Source organism: Priestia abyssalis (assembly GCF_002019595.1).
Taxonomy (GTDB): Bacteria; Bacillota; Bacilli; order Bacillales; family Bacillaceae_H; genus Bacillus_BA; species Bacillus_BA abyssalis.
Window position 1 is genome coordinate 1264627 of sequence record NZ_KV917369.1, and the last position, 21132, is coordinate 1285758.

Annotated in this window: 24 protein-coding genes; 16 read left to right on the forward strand and 8 right to left on the reverse strand. The window is 40.0% G+C overall.

The genetic code is table 11. The annotated features are described in order from the left end of the window. Position 1 precedes the first annotated feature (1 nt). The 3 genes from BK575_RS05845 (at position 2) to lpdA (ending at position 4069) form a co-directional block, all read left to right on the forward strand. Complete coding sequence (locus BK575_RS05845) at positions 2 to 979, forward strand: alpha-ketoacid dehydrogenase subunit beta (protein ID WP_078409322.1); 978 nt, start codon at positions 2 to 4, stop codon at positions 977 to 979. A 149-nt stretch (positions 980 to 1128) separates the two neighbouring features. Continuing rightward, positions 1129 to 2502 (forward strand): dihydrolipoamide acetyltransferase family protein, encoded by a 1374-nt coding sequence (locus BK575_RS05850; protein WP_078409323.1) that lies wholly within the window; start codon positions 1129 to 1131, stop codon positions 2500 to 2502. Between the two features lie 154 nt (positions 2503 to 2656). Further along, positions 2657 to 4069, forward strand: a complete 1413-nt coding sequence (gene lpdA / locus BK575_RS05855) for a dihydrolipoyl dehydrogenase (RefSeq protein ID WP_078409324.1) — start codon at positions 2657 to 2659, stop codon at positions 4067 to 4069. Between the two features lie 95 nt (positions 4070 to 4164). On the opposite strand, the gene BK575_RS05860 is transcribed toward lpdA, so the two are convergent. Further along, complete coding sequence (locus BK575_RS05860) at positions 4165 to 4575, reverse strand: hypothetical protein (RefSeq protein ID WP_078409325.1); 411 nt, start codon at positions 4573 to 4575, stop codon at positions 4165 to 4167. 308 nt (positions 4576 to 4883) lie between these two features. Between BK575_RS05860 and BK575_RS05865 the strand changes: the two genes are divergently transcribed. Beyond that, positions 4884 to 5069: a hypothetical protein gene (locus BK575_RS05865; protein ID WP_235867316.1), complete on the forward strand. Its 186-nt coding sequence runs from the start codon at positions 4884 to 4886 to the stop codon at positions 5067 to 5069. Positions 5070 to 5260: 191 nt separating this feature from the next. On the opposite strand, the gene BK575_RS05870 is transcribed toward BK575_RS05865, so the two are convergent. Then, complete coding sequence (locus BK575_RS05870; protein WP_078409327.1) at positions 5261 to 6784, reverse strand: glycine betaine uptake BCCT transporter; 1524 nt, start codon at positions 6782 to 6784, stop codon at positions 5261 to 5263. A 327-nt stretch (positions 6785 to 7111) separates the two neighbouring features. Here BK575_RS05870 and BK575_RS05875 point away from each other — a divergent pair, with 327 nt between their 5' ends. Beyond that, positions 7112 to 8155 carry a M23 family metallopeptidase gene (locus tag BK575_RS05875; protein WP_169907566.1) on the forward strand — a complete coding sequence of 348 codons (1044 nt, stop codon included), beginning with the start codon at positions 7112 to 7114 and terminating at the stop codon, positions 8153 to 8155. 64 nt (positions 8156 to 8219) lie between these two features. Here the strand turns inward: BK575_RS05875 and BK575_RS05880 are convergent, their stop codons facing one another. Further along, positions 8220 to 8660: a DUF1885 family protein gene (locus tag BK575_RS05880; RefSeq protein ID WP_078409329.1), complete on the reverse strand. Its 441-nt coding sequence runs from the start codon at positions 8658 to 8660 to the stop codon at positions 8220 to 8222. A gap of 240 nt (positions 8661 to 8900) precedes the next feature. Here BK575_RS05880 and BK575_RS05885 point away from each other — a divergent pair, with 240 nt between their 5' ends. Both BK575_RS05885 and BK575_RS05890 read left to right on the forward strand, forming a co-directional pair. Next, the gene (locus tag BK575_RS05885) at positions 8901 to 9200 is read left to right on the forward strand and encodes a DUF3055 domain-containing protein (protein WP_028396934.1); all 300 of its coding nucleotides are present in this window, start codon (positions 8901 to 8903) and stop codon (positions 9198 to 9200) included. A gap of 210 nt (positions 9201 to 9410) precedes the next feature. After that, on the forward strand, positions 9411 to 9533 hold the full coding sequence (locus BK575_RS05890) for a GapA-binding peptide SR1P (RefSeq protein WP_078409330.1): 123 nt from the start codon (positions 9411 to 9413) through the stop codon (positions 9531 to 9533). Positions 9534 to 9657: 124 nt separating this feature from the next. On the opposite strand, the gene BK575_RS05895 is transcribed toward BK575_RS05890, so the two are convergent. Then, positions 9658 to 11133, reverse strand: coding sequence for an aminotransferase class I/II-fold pyridoxal phosphate-dependent enzyme (locus tag BK575_RS05895; protein WP_078409331.1), 1476 nt, complete (start codon positions 11131 to 11133; stop codon positions 9658 to 9660). A gap of 578 nt (positions 11134 to 11711) precedes the next feature. On the opposite strand from BK575_RS05895, the gene BK575_RS05905 reads away from it, so the two are divergent. Further along, positions 11712 to 11981 (forward strand): UPF0223 family protein, encoded by a 270-nt coding sequence (locus BK575_RS05905; protein WP_078409333.1) that lies wholly within the window; start codon positions 11712 to 11714, stop codon positions 11979 to 11981. Positions 11982 to 12091: 110 nt separating this feature from the next. On the opposite strand, the gene BK575_RS05910 is transcribed toward BK575_RS05905, so the two are convergent. Further along, positions 12092 to 12733 (reverse strand): YktB family protein, encoded by a 642-nt coding sequence (locus BK575_RS05910; RefSeq protein ID WP_078409334.1) that lies wholly within the window; start codon positions 12731 to 12733, stop codon positions 12092 to 12094. A 360-nt stretch (positions 12734 to 13093) separates the two neighbouring features. On the opposite strand from BK575_RS05910, the gene BK575_RS05915 reads away from it, so the two are divergent. The 3 genes from BK575_RS05915 (at position 13094) to BK575_RS05925 (ending at position 14691) form a co-directional block, all read left to right on the forward strand. Next, the gene (locus BK575_RS05915; RefSeq protein WP_078409335.1) at positions 13094 to 13288 is read left to right on the forward strand and encodes a hypothetical protein; all 195 of its coding nucleotides are present in this window, start codon (positions 13094 to 13096) and stop codon (positions 13286 to 13288) included. A 144-nt stretch (positions 13289 to 13432) separates the two neighbouring features. After that, the gene (locus BK575_RS05920) at positions 13433 to 14233 is read left to right on the forward strand and encodes an inositol monophosphatase family protein (RefSeq protein ID WP_078409336.1); all 801 of its coding nucleotides are present in this window, start codon (positions 13433 to 13435) and stop codon (positions 14231 to 14233) included. A 2-nt stretch (positions 14234 to 14235) separates the two neighbouring features. Beyond that, positions 14236 to 14691, forward strand: coding sequence for a GNAT family N-acetyltransferase (locus BK575_RS05925; RefSeq protein WP_169907568.1), 456 nt, complete (start codon positions 14236 to 14238; stop codon positions 14689 to 14691). A 162-nt stretch (positions 14692 to 14853) separates the two neighbouring features. Here the strand turns inward: BK575_RS05925 and BK575_RS05930 are convergent, their stop codons facing one another. Beyond that, positions 14854 to 15039 carry a YlaF family protein gene (locus BK575_RS05930; protein WP_078409338.1) on the reverse strand — a complete coding sequence of 62 codons (186 nt, stop codon included), beginning with the start codon at positions 15037 to 15039 and terminating at the stop codon, positions 14854 to 14856. A 111-nt stretch (positions 15040 to 15150) separates the two neighbouring features. On the opposite strand from BK575_RS05930, the gene typA reads away from it, so the two are divergent. From typA to BK575_RS05945, 3 genes are read left to right on the forward strand one after another with little or no spacing between them, the layout of a single operon-like run. Further along, positions 15151 to 16995 carry a translational GTPase TypA gene (typA, locus tag BK575_RS05935; RefSeq protein ID WP_169907570.1) on the forward strand — a complete coding sequence of 615 codons (1845 nt, stop codon included), beginning with the start codon at positions 15151 to 15153 and terminating at the stop codon, positions 16993 to 16995. A gap of 33 nt (positions 16996 to 17028) precedes the next feature. After that, positions 17029 to 17346: a YlaH-like family protein gene (locus BK575_RS05940; RefSeq protein WP_078409340.1), complete on the forward strand. Its 318-nt coding sequence runs from the start codon at positions 17029 to 17031 to the stop codon at positions 17344 to 17346. Between the two features lie 15 nt (positions 17347 to 17361). Continuing rightward, the gene (locus BK575_RS05945) at positions 17362 to 17649 is read left to right on the forward strand and encodes a hypothetical protein (RefSeq protein WP_078409341.1); all 288 of its coding nucleotides are present in this window, start codon (positions 17362 to 17364) and stop codon (positions 17647 to 17649) included. A gap of 183 nt (positions 17650 to 17832) precedes the next feature. On the opposite strand, the gene BK575_RS05950 is transcribed toward BK575_RS05945, so the two are convergent. Next, complete coding sequence (locus BK575_RS05950; protein WP_078409342.1) at positions 17833 to 18033, reverse strand: YlaI family protein; 201 nt, start codon at positions 18031 to 18033, stop codon at positions 17833 to 17835. Between the two features lie 264 nt (positions 18034 to 18297). On the opposite strand from BK575_RS05950, the gene BK575_RS05955 reads away from it, so the two are divergent. Beyond that, a complete protein-coding gene (locus tag BK575_RS05955) occupies positions 18298 to 18753 on the forward strand; it encodes a pyridoxamine 5'-phosphate oxidase family protein (RefSeq protein WP_078409343.1) in 456 nt (151 codons plus the stop codon). An 86-nt stretch (positions 18754 to 18839) separates the two neighbouring features. On the opposite strand, the gene BK575_RS05960 is transcribed toward BK575_RS05955, so the two are convergent. Continuing rightward, positions 18840 to 19436, reverse strand: a complete 597-nt coding sequence (locus tag BK575_RS05960) for a YhcN/YlaJ family sporulation lipoprotein (RefSeq protein ID WP_078409344.1) — start codon at positions 19434 to 19436, stop codon at positions 18840 to 18842. 207 nt (positions 19437 to 19643) lie between these two features. On the opposite strand from BK575_RS05960, the gene BK575_RS05965 reads away from it, so the two are divergent. Next, a complete protein-coding gene (locus BK575_RS05965) occupies positions 19644 to 20972 on the forward strand; it encodes a PhoH family protein (RefSeq protein ID WP_169907572.1) in 1329 nt (442 codons plus the stop codon). Positions 20973 to 21132 lie beyond the last annotated feature (160 nt).

Here is a 21132-nt window from a genome sequence, read left to right on the forward strand (position 1 = left end):
CATGGCGCAAATGACAATGATTCAAGCAATCACTGATGCGTTACGCACAGAATTAAAAAATGATCCTAACGTATTACTCTTCGGTGAAGACGTTGGTGTGAACGGCGGTGTATTCCGTGCAACTGAAGGCTTACAAGCTGAGTTTGGTGAAGATCGTGTATTCGATACGCCTCTTGCTGAATCAGGTATCGGTGGTCTTGCAATCGGTCTTGGCTTAAAAGGCTTCCGTCCGGTTCCTGAAATCCAATTCTTCGGTTTCGTTTACGAAGTAATCGATTCTATCTCTGGCCAGCTTGCGCGTATGCGCTACCGTTCTGGCGGTCGTTGGACAGCGCCTGTGACAATCCGTTCACCATTCGGTGGCGGCGTTCATACACCAGAACTTCACGCTGACAGCTTAGAACTTTTAATGACTTCTCAACCTGGTTTGAAAGTCGTTATTCCTTCAACTCCATACGATGCGAAAGGGCTTTTAATTGCTGCTATCCGTGACAATGATCCGGTTGTGTTCTTAGAGCACATGAAATTATATCGTTCTTTCCGTCAAGAAGTGCCTGAAGGCGAATATACAATTGAAATCGGTAAAGCAGATGTGAAGCGCGAAGGTACAGATCTTTCTATCTTCTCTTATGGTGCAATGGTTCATGCTTCATTAAAAGCGGCTGAAGAATTAGAAAAAGAAGGCCACTCTGTAGAAGTAGTTGACTTACGCACAGTTCAACCTTTAGATATTGAAACAATTGTGGCTTCTGTAGAAAAAACAGGACGTGCAATCGTTGTACAAGAAGCTCAAAAACAAGCTGGTATTGCAGCAAATGTTGTAGCTGAAATTAATGATCGTGCAATCCTTAGCCTTGAAGCTCCAGTATTGCGTGTAACAGCACCTGATACAGTATTCCCATTCTCAGAGGCTGAGAGTGTATGGTTACCAAACCACAAAGACATCGTTGAAACTGCGAAAAAAGTTTTATCATTCTAATTAAGTTTGTTTTTCCTTTTCGACAGGGAAAGACGATTATCATATTTAACAAAGGCAAAAGGAATCAGTTGTACACTGATTTCTTTTGCAAAGTTTTTAGAGCCAGATCATTTATATGACTGGAATGAATTATTAGGAGGTTGAATCTCGTGGCAACTGAAGTAGGCGCATTATTTGAATTCAAACTACCAGATATCGGTGAAGGTATCCATGAAGGCGAAATCGTAAAATGGTTTGTTAAACCTGGAGATGAAGTAGGCGAAGATGACGTACTTGCAGAAGTACAAAATGATAAAGCGGTTGTAGAAATTCCTTCCCCTGTTAAAGGGAAAGTATTAGAATTGAAAGTGGACGAAGGTACAGTTGCAACTGTAGGTCAAGTTATCGTGACTTTCGATGCACCAGGTTATGAAAACTTAAAGTTCAAAGGTGACCACGGAGACGAGGCTCCAGCTGCTGAAGCGAAAACAGAAGCTCAAGTTCAAGCTACTGCTGAAGCTGGACAAGATGTGAAGAAAGAAGAAGCTCCAGCTGCTCAAGCAGAAGGTACAACTGGTGCAGGTGCACAACCTCAAGTGGCAGTTGATCCTAACCGTAAAGTAGTCGCAATGCCATCAGTACGCAAGTACGCTCGTGAAAAAGGCATCGACATCAAAGCTGTTCCTGGTTCAGGTAAAAATGGCCGCATTACAAAAGCGGACATCGACAGCTTCTTAGCTGGTGGTGCTCAACCTGCTGCAGCTGCTCCTGTGAAAGAAGAAGCAAAAGCTGAAGCGGCGGCTCCAAAAGCTGCAGCGGCTACAGTCGTACCAGAAGGCGAATTCCCAGAAACTCGCGAAAAAATGAGCGGAATCCGTCGTGCGATTGCAAAAGCAATGGTAAATTCAAAACATACAGCTCCACACGTTACATTAATGGATGAAATCGATGTAACAAAACTTGTTGCACATCGTAAGAAATTCAAAAACATTGCTGCTGAACAAGGCATCAAGTTAACATTCTTACCATATGTGGTAAAAGCATTAACTTCTGCTCTTAAGAAGTATCCAGTGTTTAACACATCTATTGATGATGCAACAGATGAAGTAATTCAAAAACATTACTACAATATCGGTATTGCTGCTGATACAGAAAAAGGCTTATTAGTACCAGTTGTAAAAAATGCTGATCGCAAATCTGTGTTCGCAATTTCTGATGAAATCAATGAACTTGCAACAAAAGCCCGCGATGGTAAATTAGCTCCAGCTGAAATGAAAGGTGCTTCATGTACAATTACAAACATCGGTTCTGCTGGCGGCCAATGGTTCACTCCAGTTATCAATCATCCGGAAGTAGCAATCTTAGGTATTGGCCGTATTGCTGAAAAAGCAGTTGTACGCGACGGCGAGATTGTGATTGCTCCAGTATTGGCTTTATCATTAAGCTTTGACCATCGCATGATTGACGGTGCAACAGCTCAAAACGCTCTTAACCACATTAAGCGTTTATTGAACGATCCAGAATTATTGTTAATGGAGGCGTAATCGCTTCTAAAAACAGTAAACTGAATTTTGTGTTTACTAAATGATTGAGAAATATTAATATAAATTGGGGGCGTCATTGCCCCCGAGATGTTAAACCATAGTAAGCGGTTACTAAGTGGCCTAGAATTATATTGTTAACGGAGGCGTAGTAGAAATGGTAGTAGGAGATTTCCCAGTTGAAGTAGATACTCTTGTCATTGGCGCAGGTCCTGGCGGATATGTTGCAGCAATCCGTGCAGCTCAATTAGGACAAAAAGTAACTGTTGTAGAAAAAGCAACGCTTGGAGGCGTATGCTTAAACGTTGGATGTATTCCTTCAAAAGCACTTATCGCTGCGGGTCATCGTTATGAGACTGCAAAGCATTCTGAAGATATGGGAATTAAAGCAGAGAACGTTACAGTGGACTTTTCAAAAGTTCAAGAGTTCAAAAACGGTGTAGTTAAGAAGCTTACTGGCGGCGTTGCAGGTCTTCTTAAAGGCAACAAAGTAGACGTTGTATCCGGTGAAGCGTATTTTGTGGATGCAAACACTGTACGTGTAATGGATGAAAACTCTGCTCAAACTTATAAATTCAACAATGCAATTATTGCAACAGGATCTCGTCCAATTGAAATTCCTGGTTTCAAATTCTCTAAACGTGTACTAGATTCTACTGGTGCATTAGGATTGCAAGAAGTTCCGAAGAAAATGGTTGTTATCGGTGCTGGTTACATCGGTACTGAACTTGGAACAGCTTATGCTAACTTCGGTACAGAAGTAACATTTGTTGAAGCGGGTGATGAAATCTTAGCTGGCTTTGAAAAGCAAATGAGCACACTCGTAAAACGTAACCTACAGAAAAAAGGTAACGTTGAAATTTACACAAAAGCAATGGCTAGAGGTGTAGAAGAAACAGAAAACGGTGTACACGTTACATTTGAAGTTGGCGGCGAAACGAAAACAGTTGAAGCTGACTACGTTCTTGTAACAGTTGGTCGTCGTCCAAACACTGACGAAATGGGCTTAGAGCAAGTTGGTGTGAAAATGACAGACCGCGGTGTAATCGAAATCGATAACCAGTGCCGTACAAGCGTTTCTAACATCTATGCAATTGGTGATATCGTAGCTGGACCACCGCTTGCACATAAAGCTTCTTATGAAGGTAAAATTGCAGCTGAAGCAATCAGTGGACATGCTGCTGAAATCGACTATTTGGCTATTCCTGCAGTTGTATTCGCAGAGCCTGAGCTTGCATCTGTTGGATACACAGAAGCACAAGCGAAAGAAGAAGGCATTGAAGTTACAGCAGCTAAATTTCCATTTGCGGCAAACGGACGTGCTCTTGCGCTTAACAACACGGACGGCTTCTTGAAGCTTATTGCACGTAAAGAAGATGGCGTGTTAATCGGCGGACAAATCGCTGGTGCGAGCGCTTCTGACATGATTGCTGAAATCGGCCTTGCTATTGAAGCTGGTATGACAGCAGAAGATGTAGCAATGACAATCCATGCTCATCCAACTCTTGGAGAGATTACAATGGAAGCAGCAGAAGTGGTAATTGGAAGCCCAATCCACATCGTAAAATAAACATTAAGTAGTAATAAAAAAGCTGGAGAATGCCTCTCCAGCTTTTTATATTTTTTCTTTATAACGAAACATCCATTCGATATTGCCTTTTTGCTTTACTGAGCAGTGTAGCTTTCATTCATACTCAATGTTTGCTTCAATTGCTCCGTGATTTGCTGCTTCGAAACAGTTCCTTCAATTTTAGCCACAACCTTATTATTCTCCACAAGAAGTAAGGCTGGATAGCTATGCAGCTCAATCAGGTCATTATTAATCAAGACGGTTGATTGGTGGATGATTTGCACATTTTTTAATTCTTCAGGAAACTCCGTTCTTAAATCCAATAAAGCATCGTAATAAAGTTCTTCAGCTCTTGTATTGCCATCATTAGAAAATAGCAAAACTTGCTTTTCAATCGCTTGAATCGTAATCCCTTGTGGTTTAGTGCTGCCGCAGTTTGTCAGCAACACAACAGCCATCATGAAAACAGCGGACAATTTGAATGTCATGCAAGTCACTTCTTTCAATGAATGTTTGTTTCTCCTGTTCTAACAAATTTCTTTTTATATTTTATCATGGCATTTCCCAAATATTGTTGTTGTTAAACATTTGTTACAAAAATGAAAAATAAGTTGATTCCCCATGCATATTCATAATAGTACAAGTGCTGATATTGTAACAGGTTGCGAGAGCCTTTGCTTTCTTCACCTGCTGTTTCATTCAAGAACCACGTTTTTTGAGGAGTAACTATGTTTAGCCCTATTGAAAAGGGGAGATAACCATTACAATCGTTTTATGGGTTCTTCAGTTTTTGATTTGGACGGGATATGTCATTGTGGAACATCTCTCACATCGTGATGAAGAAATGGCAAAAGTCATTTTGTTTTTTATCTTTTTATATTTAGCATATGTGATTGCAGAATATATTGTAGGGAGAAGAAAAACAGCTGTAGTTACGACGATTTTTTCTTTATCCGTTTTTGCTTGCATAGAGCAAATTATAAAATGGCTTTATTCATGAGGCTGTTTTCGCAAGCATCAGCTTGCCTGCGTTCCAAAAGCAAAAGGTACACTCTTTGAGAAAAGACTTATCCATGAAAATCAATCTTCCGAATAACTACATGAAAAAGGCGGCTTGAAAGGATTTCCTTCCAAGCCGCCTTTTTAAATTCCATCCACTAAAAGCCGTTTCCCCAATAACTGTAAGCTGTTTTAATGCAAGCGTGAATTCGTGCTGTTTTTACTTTTTTCTTCTTTTAACGATTTAAAAAGAGAGAAAGCCGTTAAAAGAAGAACGAAAGAGAATGGGAAAGCGGCAATGATGGATGCTGTTTGCAATGAACCCAAACCTCCTGTGTAGAGAAGAATGGCTGCAATAGCCGACTGAGCAATTCCCCATACGAATTTTACCATATTAGGCGGATTCAACATTCCACCGGTCGTTTGCATCCCCAGTACAAAAGTAGCGGAGTCTGCGGATGTAATGAAGAAGGTAGCAATCAGGAAAATGGCAATAATGGACATGAGCGTTCCTAAAGGAAACTGCTCCAATACATAAAACAAGGCAACTTCCGAACCCTTATCATTGATTACCTGCATGACAGGAATATTTTCAAAAAGATCCAAGTATACGGCTGAACCGCCAAACGTCGAAAACCATAGCGCTCCAAAAACGGTAGGGACAGCCAATACTCCAATTATAAACTCCCGTATTGTTCTTCCTTTTGAAATGCGGGCAATAAATGTTCCTACAAATGGAGCCCATGCAATCCACCATGCCCAATAAAAAATCGTCCAATCCTGTACCCACGTATTTTGTTCAAATGGACTTAAGCGAAAACTCATGGACGGCAAGTTTTGCAAATAAGAACCAATCGTTGTGACGAACAAGTCCATGATGAAGTTCGTTTTGCTGGCAAACAGCAAAAATAGCATGAGTGAAACAGCAAGTACAACGTTTAAATTACTTAAGTACTTAATTCCTTTATTTAGTCCCGTTTGCGCGGAAAGCATGAATAAAACCGTGACAACAACAATGATAATCAGTTGTGTATTCGCATTATTCGGGACAGACGGCACTAAATGAGAAATCCCTCCGCTAATTTGAATAGCACCAAGCCCCAACGATGTTGCTACCCCAAAAATGGTTGCGAAGACAGCGATAAAATCAATGATTACTCCTAATGTTCCATCAACTCGATCACCTAAAACCGGGCGTAAAATGCGGCTGATGACGAGCGGTGCCCCTTTTCTAAATTGAAAGTAGGCGAGCCCTAAGGCAAGGACCGAATAAATGGCCCATGGATGAAGGCCCCAGTGGAAAAATGAATAACGAAATGCGATACGTGCGGATTCCGTTGTTTCTCCGGTTCCCATCGGCGGAGTGTAATAGTGATACATCGGTTCAGATACACCCCAGAATACTAAACCAATCCCCATTCCAGCACTAAACAGCATGGCAAACCATGTTAAATAGCTGTATTGCGGTTCATCATCATCTTTTCCGAGTTTAATATTCCCGTATTTTGAAAATGCGAGAAATAAAGTGAAAATTAAAAATAAGCTCGCTGCCAATAAGTAATACCAACCAAATTTTTCAATAATAAAAGAATGCACGTTGCCCGTTACATTCGTAATATGAGCTGCTCCTATGAGGGACTCAGGAAGAACTCCCCAAAGGATAAAAAGAAATGTCAAAATGAATGAAACAATAAAGACTTTTGTAATTTTTTGCATCATCAAACTCCCTTCAAATGGCTAATTGGTCGTTTTTTGCTTTGAAATGGCCGGCATGCGCATTAAAGTCGGAAAAGAGAATGGAACATAGGTAAAAACGGGGTGCACAAGAGAAAATAAATGGGGGTATGAGCACAAATAACATGAACCATCCATTTATGGTAATATAAGTGTTTCCGAGTGTCAAAAATTTTGCCCGATATCTAAATGTCCATGAAAACAAGAACGACTTCTGCCCATGAAAAGAAAAATGTATGAGCTGCCCTTTAGCTGATTACTTTATAGAACACCTGTCGATACTGGATGAAGAAAGAGAGGAGTGGACAGGTGAAAAAAATAGTATGGGCAGCAATAGCCATCATTTTCGTTATATCTTTTGTTTTTCTTGGATTAAAGGATCAGGATGAAAAAAATATTTCGGTGAAACGTGATAACAGTGTGATTTTACCCTCTATCTTAGAAGAGAATGAATTATATGTGGAAGCTGAGGCAATTACTAAGCAATTAAACGGAAATTCTGTTTTTGATGAGATTGATCGGGCCTTCACCTTGACGATAGATGGACAAAACTTCTTCTTTATCGAGGGTGTTCCAGTAGTAGAAAGAGATGGACACTATGAGCCAATCCAGCAGAATGATTTTTTGGTGAAAGGAAAGAAGGTATATCTTTCAGCAGTATGGCTTCATCGTTTTTTCCCAACTCTTGTTTGGGTAGAAGGTGGGAAAGTTAAAATTACGAATGAAGCAAAAATGGAACAAAATACGCGGCCTGTTCAAGCTCAAATAAAAAATAAGCAGGAAATCATAGAGCAGCTTCAAGTATTATCTTCACCTTTAAAAGGAGTGAAACCGGATCTTTATCCATCGCACATACCGGGGGCAAAAAGGAATTATCGCGGGGGCTTCCATGAAGGGTTGGATTGGTACAGTTATTCTACGGGTGCTGTCATCAATGAACGAACTCCCGTGTATGCGATGGGGGAAGGAAGAGTTGTAAGGGTCGATCATGAATATACTGGATATAAATCAGTCCAAGAAAGGGAGCAGGATTTGCACGTTTGCCAGCTTCATGGAAAAACACCTCTTTATATATTAGATAAACTTCGAGGCAGGCAAGTATGGATTCAGTATGAAAATGGAGTTCAAGCCCGTTTTGCACATTTAAGCAATATCTCAAGTGAACTTCAAATAGGAAATAAAATTGATCAGAATACGCTGATTGGGTTTGTAGGGAATTCAGGAACAAGCGGAGAGGTGAACAAAGACGGAACCGAGCTGCACCTGCACGTAGATTTATTAGTAAAAGGACGCTTGTTTTGGGAAGGGTTTACGAAAGAAGAAGTTATAACTATCATTCAAGCTGTCTTTTGATACAGCCCTTAATAGGGCTGTATCAAAAGACAACCCGCAAGTCCACTAAAAGCAGACTTGCGGGTCAGCTCCCTCTTTTATAAAAATACATAATTCGACTATTAAACAAATGAAGTTCCCCCGAAAGCTTCTTTGCCAAAAACTTGCAAAATTCATTAGCTTTTCCCTTATCACCATTTGTCGCGCCTTTTGGCAGGAGAATTTGGATGTATGTTTGATTGTAAGATTCATTTGTTTCTTCTAAAGGTATTGTGTCGGCTCCAATCTTGACAATCATCGCAAAATACTTTTCATTTGTTCCCTTTAAATAAAGCATGTTTTCTTTCATGTCAAGTACATCATGTATTTCGTAAGGGAAGGCACTATGAGCATAATTCCAGCTAAGCTGATGTCCTGTCTTGGCTGTAATTTCTTTGTAATAATGAAATAAGTGTTTTACTTCTTCTATGGTGATTTCTTGCTGTGAAGACTTTGGTACTAATTTTATGAAGGCACTGCTTATCACATAAATCCCTCCAAAGGCAGCATTGACCTAAAAAGAAAGTCATCTTTTCTGTAATAACTCCCGTTTGACCCTCAATCTTTACAAATGGATTTTTCTTCCTTACTATAAAAAGATGTTCCTATATATTTTAGCATTCTCAAAAATACGGCACAAGAATAATTGACTGATAATTTTGATATATTGTAAGAACGCTGGAAATGAATTATAATAAAATTCAGATTATTAAAAAGGAGGAGTAATATGGATTTATTTGAAAAATTGTATGATGAAATGGAAGGCGCTAAAGTTCGATTTGTTGGTTTTACGACTTTAGAAACGCGCTATGACTTTGCAATTGTCTACACAAATATGTTTTTCGGCAAACCTCTTGTTATCTGTATGCAAACAGGCCGCTCCACTCTCCTCGATTCCAAAGACATTGAAGATTTAGATCATCTCCAAACTGTATTCCGAATTCGTACAAAAGAAGAAGCTGCTGATTTAGCTGAATTTTTCCGGGTAAGCATCCCAAGCACTCCTTTTGAAACACAATATGAGTAAAAAAGGCAGGTTCATACCCTGCCTTTTTTGTTGGCTGCATTCTCAATAAAAGCGAATAATGATTTCTTCTTTTATAAATGTGTTATACTAATTAGGTGTTGACAAAACAAATGTGACATATTATTATAATAACAGATAGATAATTAAACGCTTACATTTTGAGGGGAAATCAATTTATATTATTAAACTCAAACAAAGGGGAGTTTATAGATGGGAACTATCGTATGTCAAACTTGTAATAACACAATTGATTATTTTGAAGATGAAAAAGTAACAACATTATATGGACAATGTAATTGTTCAGATTGCGAATATACTGAAAGTTTAGATTGATGTAGGGTGATAATAAGGGGATAAATGATCCATTCTCGGCTTGTACGAGAATGGATTTTTTTCATAAAAAGCAAACCCCAGGCTAAGCCCGGGGTTTGCTTTTCATAATCAAATTGGCAATAAATTATTTGATTGCGCGATGTTCTTTAATTACCCGCAATGTTTTCAGTTCATAATCTTCAGCACCTTGGACAGGAAGGCCCGCTTCTGAATTCATTTTAATATATTTCAAATTATCCTCCGTGATGATTTCACCGGGAATAAAAATAGGAATACCTGGGGGGTACACCATGAGGAACTCAGCGATAATGCGGCCAGCAGATTCCTCAAAGGGTACAACTTCTGTTTCTGCATAAAAGGCGTCTCTTGGTGTAAGAGCTAAAACAGGGATATCCGGTAATAATACAGCAGGATTTGCAACATTGTCTGATTGATGGCTGCACTCATTGGACAGTTCTCGAAGGGCATCAACTAGTTTTTGTAAATCACCTTCTGTATCTCCAGGTGTTATAATGCAAAGAATGTTATAAAGATCAGACATTTCCACTTCAATATTAAATTTTTCACGAAGCCATTTTTCTACATCATAGCCTGTAATTCCCAGATCTTTTACTGAGACAATCAGTTTTGTCGGATCCATATCATAGGTGGCAGCAGTTCCTAAAATTTCACGACCTACGCATCGAAGATTCTTGATTTCGTTAATTTGGTCCCGAGTCTTTTCTGCAAGATGAATCGTTTTTTCGATTAACTCTTTCCCCTCTATAGCTAGACGCTTGCGTGCGGCATCCAAAGAAGCAAGCAATAGATAAGACGTAGATGTTGTCGTTAACATACTTAAAATCGTCTGGACACGCTTAGGTGACACAAGTCCTTCACGTACATTCAAAATTGAACTTTGTGTCATAGATCCGCCAAGCTTGTGAACGCTTGTCGCAGCCATATCGGCCCCTGCCTGCATAGCAGAAAGAGGAAGATCTTCATGGAAATGAATATGAACGCCGTGTGCTTCATCGACAAGAACAGGAATGTCATGGGAATGAGCGATTTCCACTATTCTTCTTAAATCGCCGGCAATTCCGAAATAAGTTGGATTAATTACTAAAACAGCTTTCGCTTCAGGATGCTGTTCCAGTGCTTTTTCGACGGATTCCGGTGTAATTCCGTGAGAAATGCCAAGAACCGAGTCGATTTCAGGATGGATGAATACAGGTGTGGCACCTGAAAATACGATAGCGCTCATAACCGATTTATGAACGTTGCGCGGAACCAAAATTTTATCTCCAGGCCCGCATACAGACATGACCATTGTCATAATAGCACCGCTTGTACCTTGTACAGAGAAAAAGGTATGATCAGCCCCGAATGCCTCTGCGGCCAAATCTTGGGCTTTTTTAATCATCCCTTTTGGCTGATGTAAATCATCTAATGGACCAATATTAATTAAATCTATTGAAAGGGCATTGTCGCCAACGAATGCTCGGAATTGGGGATCCATTCCATTTCCTTTTTTGTGTCCAGGAATATGGAATTGGGTAGGATTTTTTTTTGCATGCTCAACAAGCCCAGTAAATAACGGAGTTTCAAATTGTGAAGACAACTTTGCTATCCACCTCTTTATCTATTTCATATTTTTTTATCCCGCTCAAACGGGCCATAAGATTCCCTGTAATGAAGGTTCACTTTATCATTTACATTGATATCCCTTTATTAAAAATGGAAACACCCGTCTATTCTGATGGATGTTACACCTGAATGAAGTCCACTTCTTTAGTCTTTGACTCAACGAATTGGATATTCTCGCAAGGTGCTGCATTTTTAATTCTTTTTGTCAGTGAACAGGATGTTCTGGTAAAGACGTTGAATTTTAGTCTTTATCCGCTGATAAACAAAAGAATTATAGCATCTATTGAAGACTTTGCAAAGAAATTTTTGCATATATATAAAACATGGGATATGGATGAAGAACAATCCATATCCCATGTTTTATAAGCAAGCGCTTGTCAATGGGTCTGAATATGATACAGTAGTGATTAAGCAAACGCTTGGTGCACCGGGTAGAGCCATTGCTAATTCATGGACAGAGCGCATCCTTCAATTCGGGAAGCAACAAGCTGGTTACGATGGCAGGTGTAACAGTGGATGCGTGATACATACAAAGAAGGTGGAGAAATCAACATGGAATATCAATATCCAATTTCACTTGATTGGAACACAGAGGAAATCATCGATGTCATCAAATTTTTCGAAATGGTTGAAAAAGCTTATGAAAAAGGGATTGAACGCGATGTATTAATGTTATCTTATCGCCGCTTTAAAGAAATTGTGCCAAGCAAATCAGAGGAGAAAAAAATCGGTCATGAGTTTGAAGAGATAAGCGGCTATTCTATATACCGTGCAATAAAAAACGCAAAAGATTCTTCGGCCGGCGCTATTATTAAAATGTAGAAGGATGGCTCAAGAGGGTTGCATTTTTCCCTTTTGAGTCATCCTCTTGTCTTTTTTTATAGTACTTTATCATACAAACGAGATTTCAGAATAAACTAAATATACACTATTTAAATCTTTTTAGATGCTTCTTGAGACAGTTTGTATAGCGGTAATACAGTATTAAACGTGTCGTCAATTGCAGCCAGCCATTCTTCCCCGCTCATGGAGATCGCTTTTTCTGTTGGTATATTCAGTCCGCATAAAATTTCTGCTTTTTTTATGGTATGCAAGCGTGTAAAAAGCTCTTGCAAATCCTCAGTTTTCAAATTGCCCATTGGTATAGCTTCCGGCTGTGTATGATCTTTGGACCAGGCAAAATGAGAAGGAATAATTTGCTTCACTTCTTGAAGATGGTTTAAAAGGGTGTGGCCGAACGATTCTTTGATAGGTGATTCATAAATGACAGCAAACCAAATAAAAACATGTGTGTGCCATAAGCCGATTTGAAAGTGCGGCAACATTTTATATCCTCTTTTATTAGAAGCAAACGCGACCCATGTATCTTTTGGCGGGTTTTTCGTCCGGCGCGCATGTTTAGCGACATGATAAAACATTTCATCTCCTGTAAGCGTCGAAAGAGTAGGCACAAAATGCTGTCCTAACAGTTCAAGCTTGGGACGAATTGCTGTTTTGATTCCTTCCATTCGGGCGTCTAACCCCTCGATGTCAAATACGTTAAAATCTTCTTTTGAAAATCCTGTAAATTGCATATGTTTCCTCCACTTAAAAATGAGTATAGTCACTAAATGTATGATAAGCATAACAGCCGGAAATTTGTCAAATCAAAGAGCAAGTTGCTTGTAAGACTTCGTTCAATTTAATGGCTAGCTGCGGCTCCTAACTTTTCGGCCGTTTCACTTCTGCCATTGAAACCAAAGAGCGGTTTCCTTGTCAGAAGCTGTAACGTCTCTCAAAGTTGAACAGTCGCCTTCGCATTTCTTAATGGGTAAACACACAATTTTGTTACATGTAGGATGCGATTATCATAGAATATATCAACAAAAAATATCTGAAAATTTAGTCTTTTAAAAGAAGAATTGCTAAGCGGAAATTGAGAGGGGGGCTATTCAATGAAACAAGTAGTGAACATGTATAAGAAATTGGACGGTCAAAAAAGGCTTGCAGTCATTCGATTGGAAATGGATTATGAACTTGCCACTTTATATGAGGCAATGGTAGAGAATAATGAACAGAAGAAAAACGAGTGCAAACAAAAGCTTGAGAGGCTGCGCCAAGAAATGCTGAAACTGCAAAGCGTAAAATAGGATGACATTGTTTGTAGGTGTGAGATGCCGCGAACCTTGAACAAGGGTTCGTTTTTTCTGTGAGTGTGAATACTTGATTTACCAGTTATGTTTTTTTAAGCTTAGTTTACATACATAATTTGAACCTGAAAGGGGTTTAAGACGATGAAACATAATTGGGAGCAAATTGATACATATGCTAAGCAATGGGTAAAGGAAGCAGGGGCTCTTATTAAGAAGTCATTTAGCAAAGAACTTCTCATCCAATCCAAATCCAATCCCAACGATTTGGTGACAAATATGGACCAGGAAGTGGAGCAGTTTCTGATTGATAAAATCCGCTTTACTTTTCCGTCGCATCATATTTTGGGGGAAGAAGGATTCGGAGAAGAACTGGAATCAGACGAGGGGGTTATCTGGGTCATCGATCCAATTGATGGTACGATGAATTTTGTTCATCAACAACGCAACTTTGCCATCTCTATTGGAATTTACGAAAACGGGGTAGGCCAGGTCGGATTGATTTATGATGTTGTACATGATGAGCTGTATCATGCTTTTAAGGGGAAGGGCGCTTTTATGAATGATATTCAATTGCCTAAGCTCGATCCGGTAGAGGTGAAAGAAGCGGTCATCGGCCTTAATTCTACATGGGTTACTCCGAATAAGCGCATTGATCGTGAAGTGTTAACGCCCCTTGTTCGCCATGTTCGCGGGACACGATCCTATGGTTCGGCTGCCATTGAAATGGCTTATGTAGCATCCGGACGCATTGATGCTTATATTACATTGCGTTTGGCACCATGGGATTTCGCAGGAGGAAAAATCCTTGTGGAAGAAGTAGGGGGAACGGCTACCACACTAGAAGGAAAACCGTTAAGTATTCTGAACAAAAGCAGTGTGTTAATCGCAAAGCCGGGGCTGCATGCCAGTATTTTAAATGATTATGTAAAGCGTGAGCGATAACCGTGCTTTCTTTCAGACTTTATGAAAAAGATGATCAGCCGTTTTTTGAAAAGCTTATTCAAGATAGCATTGCCTGGCAAGAGGAAGAATGTTCAGTTTCGGATCTGGCGTCATATATGCAGAAATATGACATGATGAATGGCCAATGGACACTTTGGTCTAAAGGTGAGAAACCAATCGGGATAGCATTTACGGTTGATTGGGCTCCATCAAATGAAAAGCCTTGGATTGGTACCATTTTAGTGGATGGACGAGCTCGAAGAAAAGGATATGGAAAACAGATTGTAGACCAAATTGCAGATCGATATAAACAGGAGGGGCATGATGTTTTATTTGCCTCTGTTCCCTTGCAGCGAATAGAGTGGATGCAATTTTGGGCCATGTGCGGATTTGAACAATTTAAGGTGGAAGAAAACAACAGAAATGAGCCGTATATGGTAATGACGAGACCTCTTTGAATTAGATAATGGAGATGCGGTAGTGAACCCTTCAGAGAAACTTTAAACTAGCTGAAAGGACCTGTCATGAAAATTCGTTGGTTACGGAATTTTCATGACAGGTCCTTTCAGAAGGCTGGTTCAACAGCTATGCGTTGCATAGCTGTTGAACCAGCCTTTTTTCTATAATTCTCCTCGCTCGCGCATTTTCTTTTTTGTGGAAAATCCCAACCCCATAATGATAAATAAACCGATAATGGATACAATAATGCCAATGAAACTTTTTTCACCGATAAAGATGCCGACGGCCATAAGGCAAGTGGCGGCTAAAATAGAGTAAACGAGAAAAATCCATTTGAATTCTTTCATCTATATCCCTCCCCCGAAGACCAATATAATAAGTGTACATAAAAGTATTCCGCATTTCTACATGTATTATGATATAATATCTTAGTTATTATGAACATTAGGAGTGAAAACGTGAAGATTCGTCAAGATTTACGCAATATTGCGATTATAGCCCACGTAGACCATGGGAAAACAACATTAGTAGACCAGCTTTTACGTCAATCCGGTACGTTCCGTGTGAATGAGCAAGTAGAAGAGCGTGCAATGGATTCCAACGATCTTGAACGTGAGCGCGGTATTACCATTTTAGCTAAAAATACTGCGATTAACTATAAAGATACTCGAATCAACATCTTAGATACACCTGGCCATGCCGACTTCGGCGGTGAAGTAGAGCGTATCATGAAAATGGTTGACGGCGTATTATTAGTTGTCGATGCATACGAAGGCTGCATGCCGCAAACGCGCTTTGTATTAAAAAAAGCATTAGAGCAAAACTTAACCCCAATTGTGGTAGTAAATAAAATCGACCGTGATTTTGCCCGTCCCGATGAAGTAGTAGATGAAGTCATCGATTTATTCATTGAATTAGGTGCAAATGAAGAACAATTAGAATTCCCAGTTGTTTTTGCTTCTGCGATGAACGGAACAGCAAGTTTAGATTCAGATCCATCAAAACAAGAAGAGAACATGTCTTCGTTATTTGAGACAATTATCGAAAACATCCCGGCACCTGTCGATAACAGCGATGAGCCTCTTCAGTTCCAAGTAGCGATGTTGGACTACAATGACTATGTAGGCCGTATCGGGGTTGGACGAGTGTTCCGCGGAACAATGAAGGTTGGCCAGCAAGTGGCACTCATGAAATTGGACGGTTCTGTCAAGCAATTCCGCGTGACGAAAATGTTTGGTTTCCTAGGATTAAAACGTATTGAAATCCAAGAAGCAAAAGCTGGAGACTTAATCGCGGTTTCTGGTATGGAAGACATTAACGTAGGGGAAACAGTTTGTCCGACTGAGCATCAAGAAGCTCTGCCGGTTTTACGTATCGACGAGCCGACATTACAAATGACGTTCCTTGTAAACAACAGCCCATTTGCGGGTCGCGAAGGGAAGTTTGTAACAGCACGCAAAATTGAAGAACGTCTTCGTTCACAGCTTGAAACGGATGTAAGTTTACGTGTTGACAATACGGATTCACCAGATGCGTGGGTTGTATCAGGACGTGGAGAGCTTCACCTTTCTATCCTGATCGAAAATATGCGCCGTGAAGGATACGAGCTTCAAGTATCCAAACCGGAAGTTATCGTAAGAGAAATTGACGGCGTGAGATGTGAGCCGGTTGAGCGTGTACAAATCGATGTACCTGAGGAGCATACTGGTGCCGTTATGGAATCGATGGGTGCACGTAAAGGTGAAATGGTCGACATGATTAACAATGGAAGCGGACAAGTTCGCCTGATTTTCATGGTGCCTGCTCGCGGATTAATTGGTTATACAACTGAATTCTTGTCCTTAACAAGAGGTTTCGGTATCATCAACCACTCGTTCGACAGCTATCAGCCTATGCAGCCGGGACAAGTAGGAGGACGCCGTCAAGGGGTGCTTATCTCGATGGATACAGGCAAAGCGTCTACTTACGGGATTATGGGTGTAGAAGATCGCGGAGTTATTTTTGTTGAGCCAGGTACGGATGTTTATGAAGGAATGATTGTCGGTGAGCATACACGTGATAACGACCTTGTCGTGAACATTTGTAAGGTGAAGCAAGCAACAAATATCCGCTCTGCCAACAAAGATCAAACAACGACTATGAAGAAGCCTCGCATCATGTCATTAGAGCAATCTCTTGAGTATTTGAACGAAGATGAATACTGCGAAATTACACCTGAATCGATTCGACTGCGCAAGAAAATTCTTGATAAAAATGAACGTGAAAGAATCGCGAAGAAAAAGAAATACGCAGAAATGCAATAATGTTGAAAGGCAGCAAAGGGAGGGGGAGATAAAATGGACGTAAAAGAGCATTTGTCCTTTTTTGCCGCTCTTTACAAGGTGGGAGACAACCCGGAGGCAGGAATGTGGATGTTGTATTTGACCATTTTTGCATTATCCGTTCTTGTATACAAATTAGGTTTTGCCAAGAAACTGCCGATTTTAAAGTCGGCCGTCATTTATACGTTTCTTGCCCTTGGTTGTACTGTTTTGACATTTCTAGGTATCTTTTTGCCAGTAGCAGAAGGATTAGTTGTAGCGGCCCTCGTATTAATTATATATAAGATTCGCTTGTATCAAGCAAAAAAGCAAGAAGCGAATTCAAATTTATAAAAAGGGGCTGTCAGCATGAAGTCGGTTCAAGATACAATATATAACTGGTTAACGATTAAAGTCGTGGCGGATGCCAGACCGGATGATCATGCTGCACAAGAAACGCTTTCGTTTTTTGAACAGTTATTGACGAAAGACCATCAAGTAAAGAATGTGCAGTTTATAAAAGATGACATCATGTATCTTGTGACGTATATGATAGGCCGGGAAGAAAAGATTGCACGCTTTCCGGTCGAGTTAATTGATATCATGTATGAACAAATCGAGAAAGAACCGCATAAATATGTAAACTATCCTCAATAAAAAAGCTTCTCCCTTACCGGGGAGAAGCTTTTTTTGAGTATAACTTTTTCGATGGGGACTGGTGTCTAGCTCCAGCGCCTAGCTCGTTGTGGAAAAGATGATTGCCCTCATAAGGCGCGTATACGGGGTCAATCCCTATTTCCTTCACGAGCTGACCAAGGCGCTTACGCTTTTCTTATCATCTTACCAATCTTCTTCTACTTTCCGTGGTTGATATAAGTTGAATTTACCTGACGCGGCTCTTTCTTTTGTGCGCTTTTCAATTCGGTTATGGCAATCCGAGCACATGTATGTATGAATAGGGCGATTACGCAAGCGTTTAGCTATTAATGTTTCATCCTCAATGGATTCGATTTTATCACATAATACACACTTTACTCTCATTTTTCCACCTCAAAGCTTTAATTGTCATAAAAAAATAAAGGATATATTGATTATGGGCGGAAAGAAAGAAGGATGTCAATTTATTTTCGTCGAAGAATGTTACATATGAAGAAAAAACGTCATGATATTTAACATGATGAAATTTCTGCGTTTCCTTTATTCGTAAAAATAGGTATTATAAAGGAAACTTCCCTCAGCAGGGGATCTACTGCCTGTTAATTCGGGGCAAAAGTAAAGCGATATTGAATTCGGGAGGGGATTAAATTGGCTAATCAAGTAGAACAAACATTGATTGAACCATTATTTGATAGCTTGCAAAAGGAACGCTTTGTCACATTAGCCACAGTGGATTTTGAAACGAAAGCGCCAAATGTCAGTGCTATTTCATGGATATTAGCGAAGGATTCATCTCATATTTATTTTGCAGTGGACAACCGCTCCAGAATTGTAACAAATATTCAAAATCACAGCGGTGTAGTTATTAACATTATTGCGAATGAATCTTGTTACTCCATTAGCGGTTCTGCTGCGTTGAAGCAAGAACGATTAGAGGGAGTCCCGTTAAAGTTGGCATTAATTGAAGTAAACATTAGAGAAGTACGTGATGTCATGTTTTATGGGTCTAAAATTGCAGCAGAGCCTGTATATGAAAAAACATATGACCCAAAGGCTGCAGCAAAGCTCGATAAACAAGTAATGGATGCAATGAGACAGGCATGACTATAAAGGAAACTTCCATCAGTGGGAGTTACTGCCTGTTGATGCGGGATAAATAAAACAGATGGACCTTGTTCGGCCCATCTGTTTTATTTATCTAGATGATTGTTCGATTGATCTTGTTGTTCTTTCTCTAATTCTTTTTGTTCACCAGCCGGAAGTTTATCATCATTCGTTTCCGTTTCCGATGGATTTTTTCGTATTTCACTTGCCGCTTCAGGGATAATTCGTCCGGCGATATCAGCAAGTTCTTCTAAAAAACCGGTAACAGGCCTGCCGTTTTGAATATCGCCTCCGATTTCGCGTAAACGCGCATAGGTATCCGGATCAGCGATTACAATCGCGTTTGCTCCAAAAGGATCTTTTTTTAAACTTTCTGCTACTGAATATTTAATAGACCCGACTTCCGAGCGCTCTAATTTTGCATTTACGTCAATGCCCACTAATGCGTATTTTCCAACAACTACAGCAGTTGCATCATTGACATTTGGAATACTGGAGGCGAGCTGGACGAGATGACGCGAAATATCTTTGGCGGAACGCTTTTGAACCTGCTCAGGTACACTGTTTTTAACTCGAATCAATTCTGTTTGGTTTTCGTTTTCTTCAACTGACTGTTGATTGACGGTACAAGCGGATAAAATACAAGAGAAAAAGACTGCAAAAATTAAGAGCCGTTTGGCCATATGAAAAAATCCCCCTTTTCACTTGAGATTCTTGTCTTTATTGTGTAATAAATCTTCTATCTTTATACGTTAATTCATATATTTAAGACAAACGTTCCTTCATCAATGTTCACTTACATAAGGGAGGCGAAAAGGGAGCCATCAAGTAGTGGATGGAGCCAACATTTACTACTTCTCGAAAAACTACTTGGGGTAGGAGGCGGAAGATTGAGAAAAGTTTACGTATTAGATACGAATGTTTTATTGCAAGATCCGCATTCGATTTTTTCTTTTGAAGATAATGAAGTGGTAATACCGGCTGTTGTTTTGGAAGAAGTAGACTCTAAAAAACGAAACATGGATGAGGTAGGTAGAAATGCCCGGCATGTTTCCAAACTTATCGATAATTTAAGGCAAAATGGAAAGTTGCATGAGAAAATTCCGCTGGAAACAGGAGGGTTTTTACGGATTGAACTGAACCACCGTTCATTTCACCAACTGCAGGAGATTTTTGTAGAGAAGACGAACGATAATCGTATATTGGCTGTGGCCAAAAATTTATCACTTGAAGAAGAAACAAAGGAAGAGGGAAGGCAAGTTATTCTAGTAAGTAAAGATGTACTTGTACGAGTAAAAGCAGACGCCATTGGATTAGAGGCTGAAGATTTTCTGAGTGACAGAGTTGTAGAATATGACAGTATTTATAAAGGATTTTTAGAAGTATACATTCAAAAGGATTTGTTAAGTATGTTCTATGAAAAAGGAGAATTGCCCCTTTCTCAGATGGCGAATCATCCTTTTTATCCAAATCAGTTTATTGTCATGAAAGACGCATTTGGAAGCTCTGGTTCGGCTGTCGGAATTGTCGATCAAGCGGGGAAAAAAGTTCGCAAGCTTGTATATGAATACGATCATATATGGGGAATCAAGCCGCGGAATGTCCAGCAAACGATGGCACTTGAACTTTTGCTCCGGGATGATGTATCCTTGGTGACATTAATCGGGAAAGCAGGTACAGGAAAAACCCTTCTTGCATTGGCTGCGGGCTTAATGCAAACGGAAGATTTGGGTTATTTTAAAAAGCTTCTCGTCGCACGGCCTATTGTTCCTGTCGGCAAAGATCTCGGTTTTCTGCCGGGAGAAAAGCAAGAAAAATTAAGGCCCTGGGTTCAGCCGATTTATGATAATTTAGAGTACTTGTTTAATACAAAAAAACCCGGTGAACTTGATGCCATTTTAGCAGGCATGGGGTCTATTGAAGTAGAGGCCCTCACGTATATTCGCGGAAGAAGCATCCCAGACCAATTTATTATTATTGATGAAGCCCAAAATTTAACGAAACATGAAGTGAAAACGATTTTAACGAGGGTAGGAGAACGAAGCAAAATTGTGTTAATGGGGGATCCGGCACAAATTGATCATCCTTACTTAGATGAATATAACAATGGCCTCACGTATGTTGTAGAAAAATTTAAAGACCAAAAGATTTCCGGACATGTCAACCTTGTTAAAGGAGAGCGCTCTGCTCTCGCACAGTTAGCAGCAGATCTGCTCTGAGGAGTATGAAAGGACTCCAAGCGACTGAAAAAGGATGAAGGCGATATACAGAAAAAGACTGTCAAGCCCTTCCAAACAAGAGGAGGACTCACCCGGAAAAATTTCTTGTCGAGTCCTCCTGCAGGGTGGAAGGTTCCGTTCATTATGTTTAAGCGGAAGG

What these genes read in the sequence shown, in the direction of transcription:
- BK575_RS05920 (WP_078409336.1), top strand. Translation starts at nt 13,433, where the DNA reads ATGAAACATAATTGGGAGCAAATTGATACATATGCTAAGCAATGGGTA.
- BK575_RS05915 (WP_078409335.1), top strand. Translation starts at nt 13,094, where the DNA reads ATGAAACAAGTAGTGAACATGTATAAGAAATTGGACGGTCAAAAAAGG.
- BK575_RS05845 (WP_078409322.1), top strand. Translation starts at nt 2, where the DNA reads ATGGCGCAAATGACAATGATTCAAGCAATCACTGATGCGTTACGCACA.
- BK575_RS05870 (WP_078409327.1), bottom strand. Translation starts at nt 6,784, where the DNA reads ATGCAAAAAATTACAAAAGTCTTTATTGTTTCATTCATTTTGACATTT.
- BK575_RS05885 (WP_028396934.1), top strand. Translation starts at nt 8,901, where the DNA reads ATGGATTTATTTGAAAAATTGTATGATGAAATGGAAGGCGCTAAAGTT.
- BK575_RS05950 (WP_078409342.1), bottom strand. Translation starts at nt 18,033, where the DNA reads ATGAGAGTAAAGTGTGTATTATGTGATAAAATCGAATCCATTGAGGAT.
- BK575_RS05940 (WP_078409340.1), top strand. Translation starts at nt 17,029, where the DNA reads ATGGACGTAAAAGAGCATTTGTCCTTTTTTGCCGCTCTTTACAAGGTG.
- BK575_RS05930 (WP_078409338.1), bottom strand. Translation starts at nt 15,039, where the DNA reads ATGAAAGAATTCAAATGGATTTTTCTCGTTTACTCTATTTTAGCCGCC.
- BK575_RS05960 (WP_078409344.1), bottom strand. Translation starts at nt 19,436, where the DNA reads ATGGCCAAACGGCTCTTAATTTTTGCAGTCTTTTTCTCTTGTATTTTA.
- BK575_RS05910 (WP_078409334.1), bottom strand. Translation starts at nt 12,733, where the DNA reads ATGCAATTTACAGGATTTTCAAAAGAAGATTTTAACGTATTTGACATC.
- BK575_RS05905 (WP_078409333.1), top strand. Translation starts at nt 11,712, where the DNA reads ATGGAATATCAATATCCAATTTCACTTGATTGGAACACAGAGGAAATC.
- BK575_RS05945 (WP_078409341.1), top strand. Translation starts at nt 17,362, where the DNA reads ATGAAGTCGGTTCAAGATACAATATATAACTGGTTAACGATTAAAGTC.
- lpdA (WP_078409324.1), top strand. Translation starts at nt 2,657, where the DNA reads ATGGTAGTAGGAGATTTCCCAGTTGAAGTAGATACTCTTGTCATTGGC.
- BK575_RS05890 (WP_078409330.1), top strand. Translation starts at nt 9,411, where the DNA reads ATGGGAACTATCGTATGTCAAACTTGTAATAACACAATTGATTATTTT.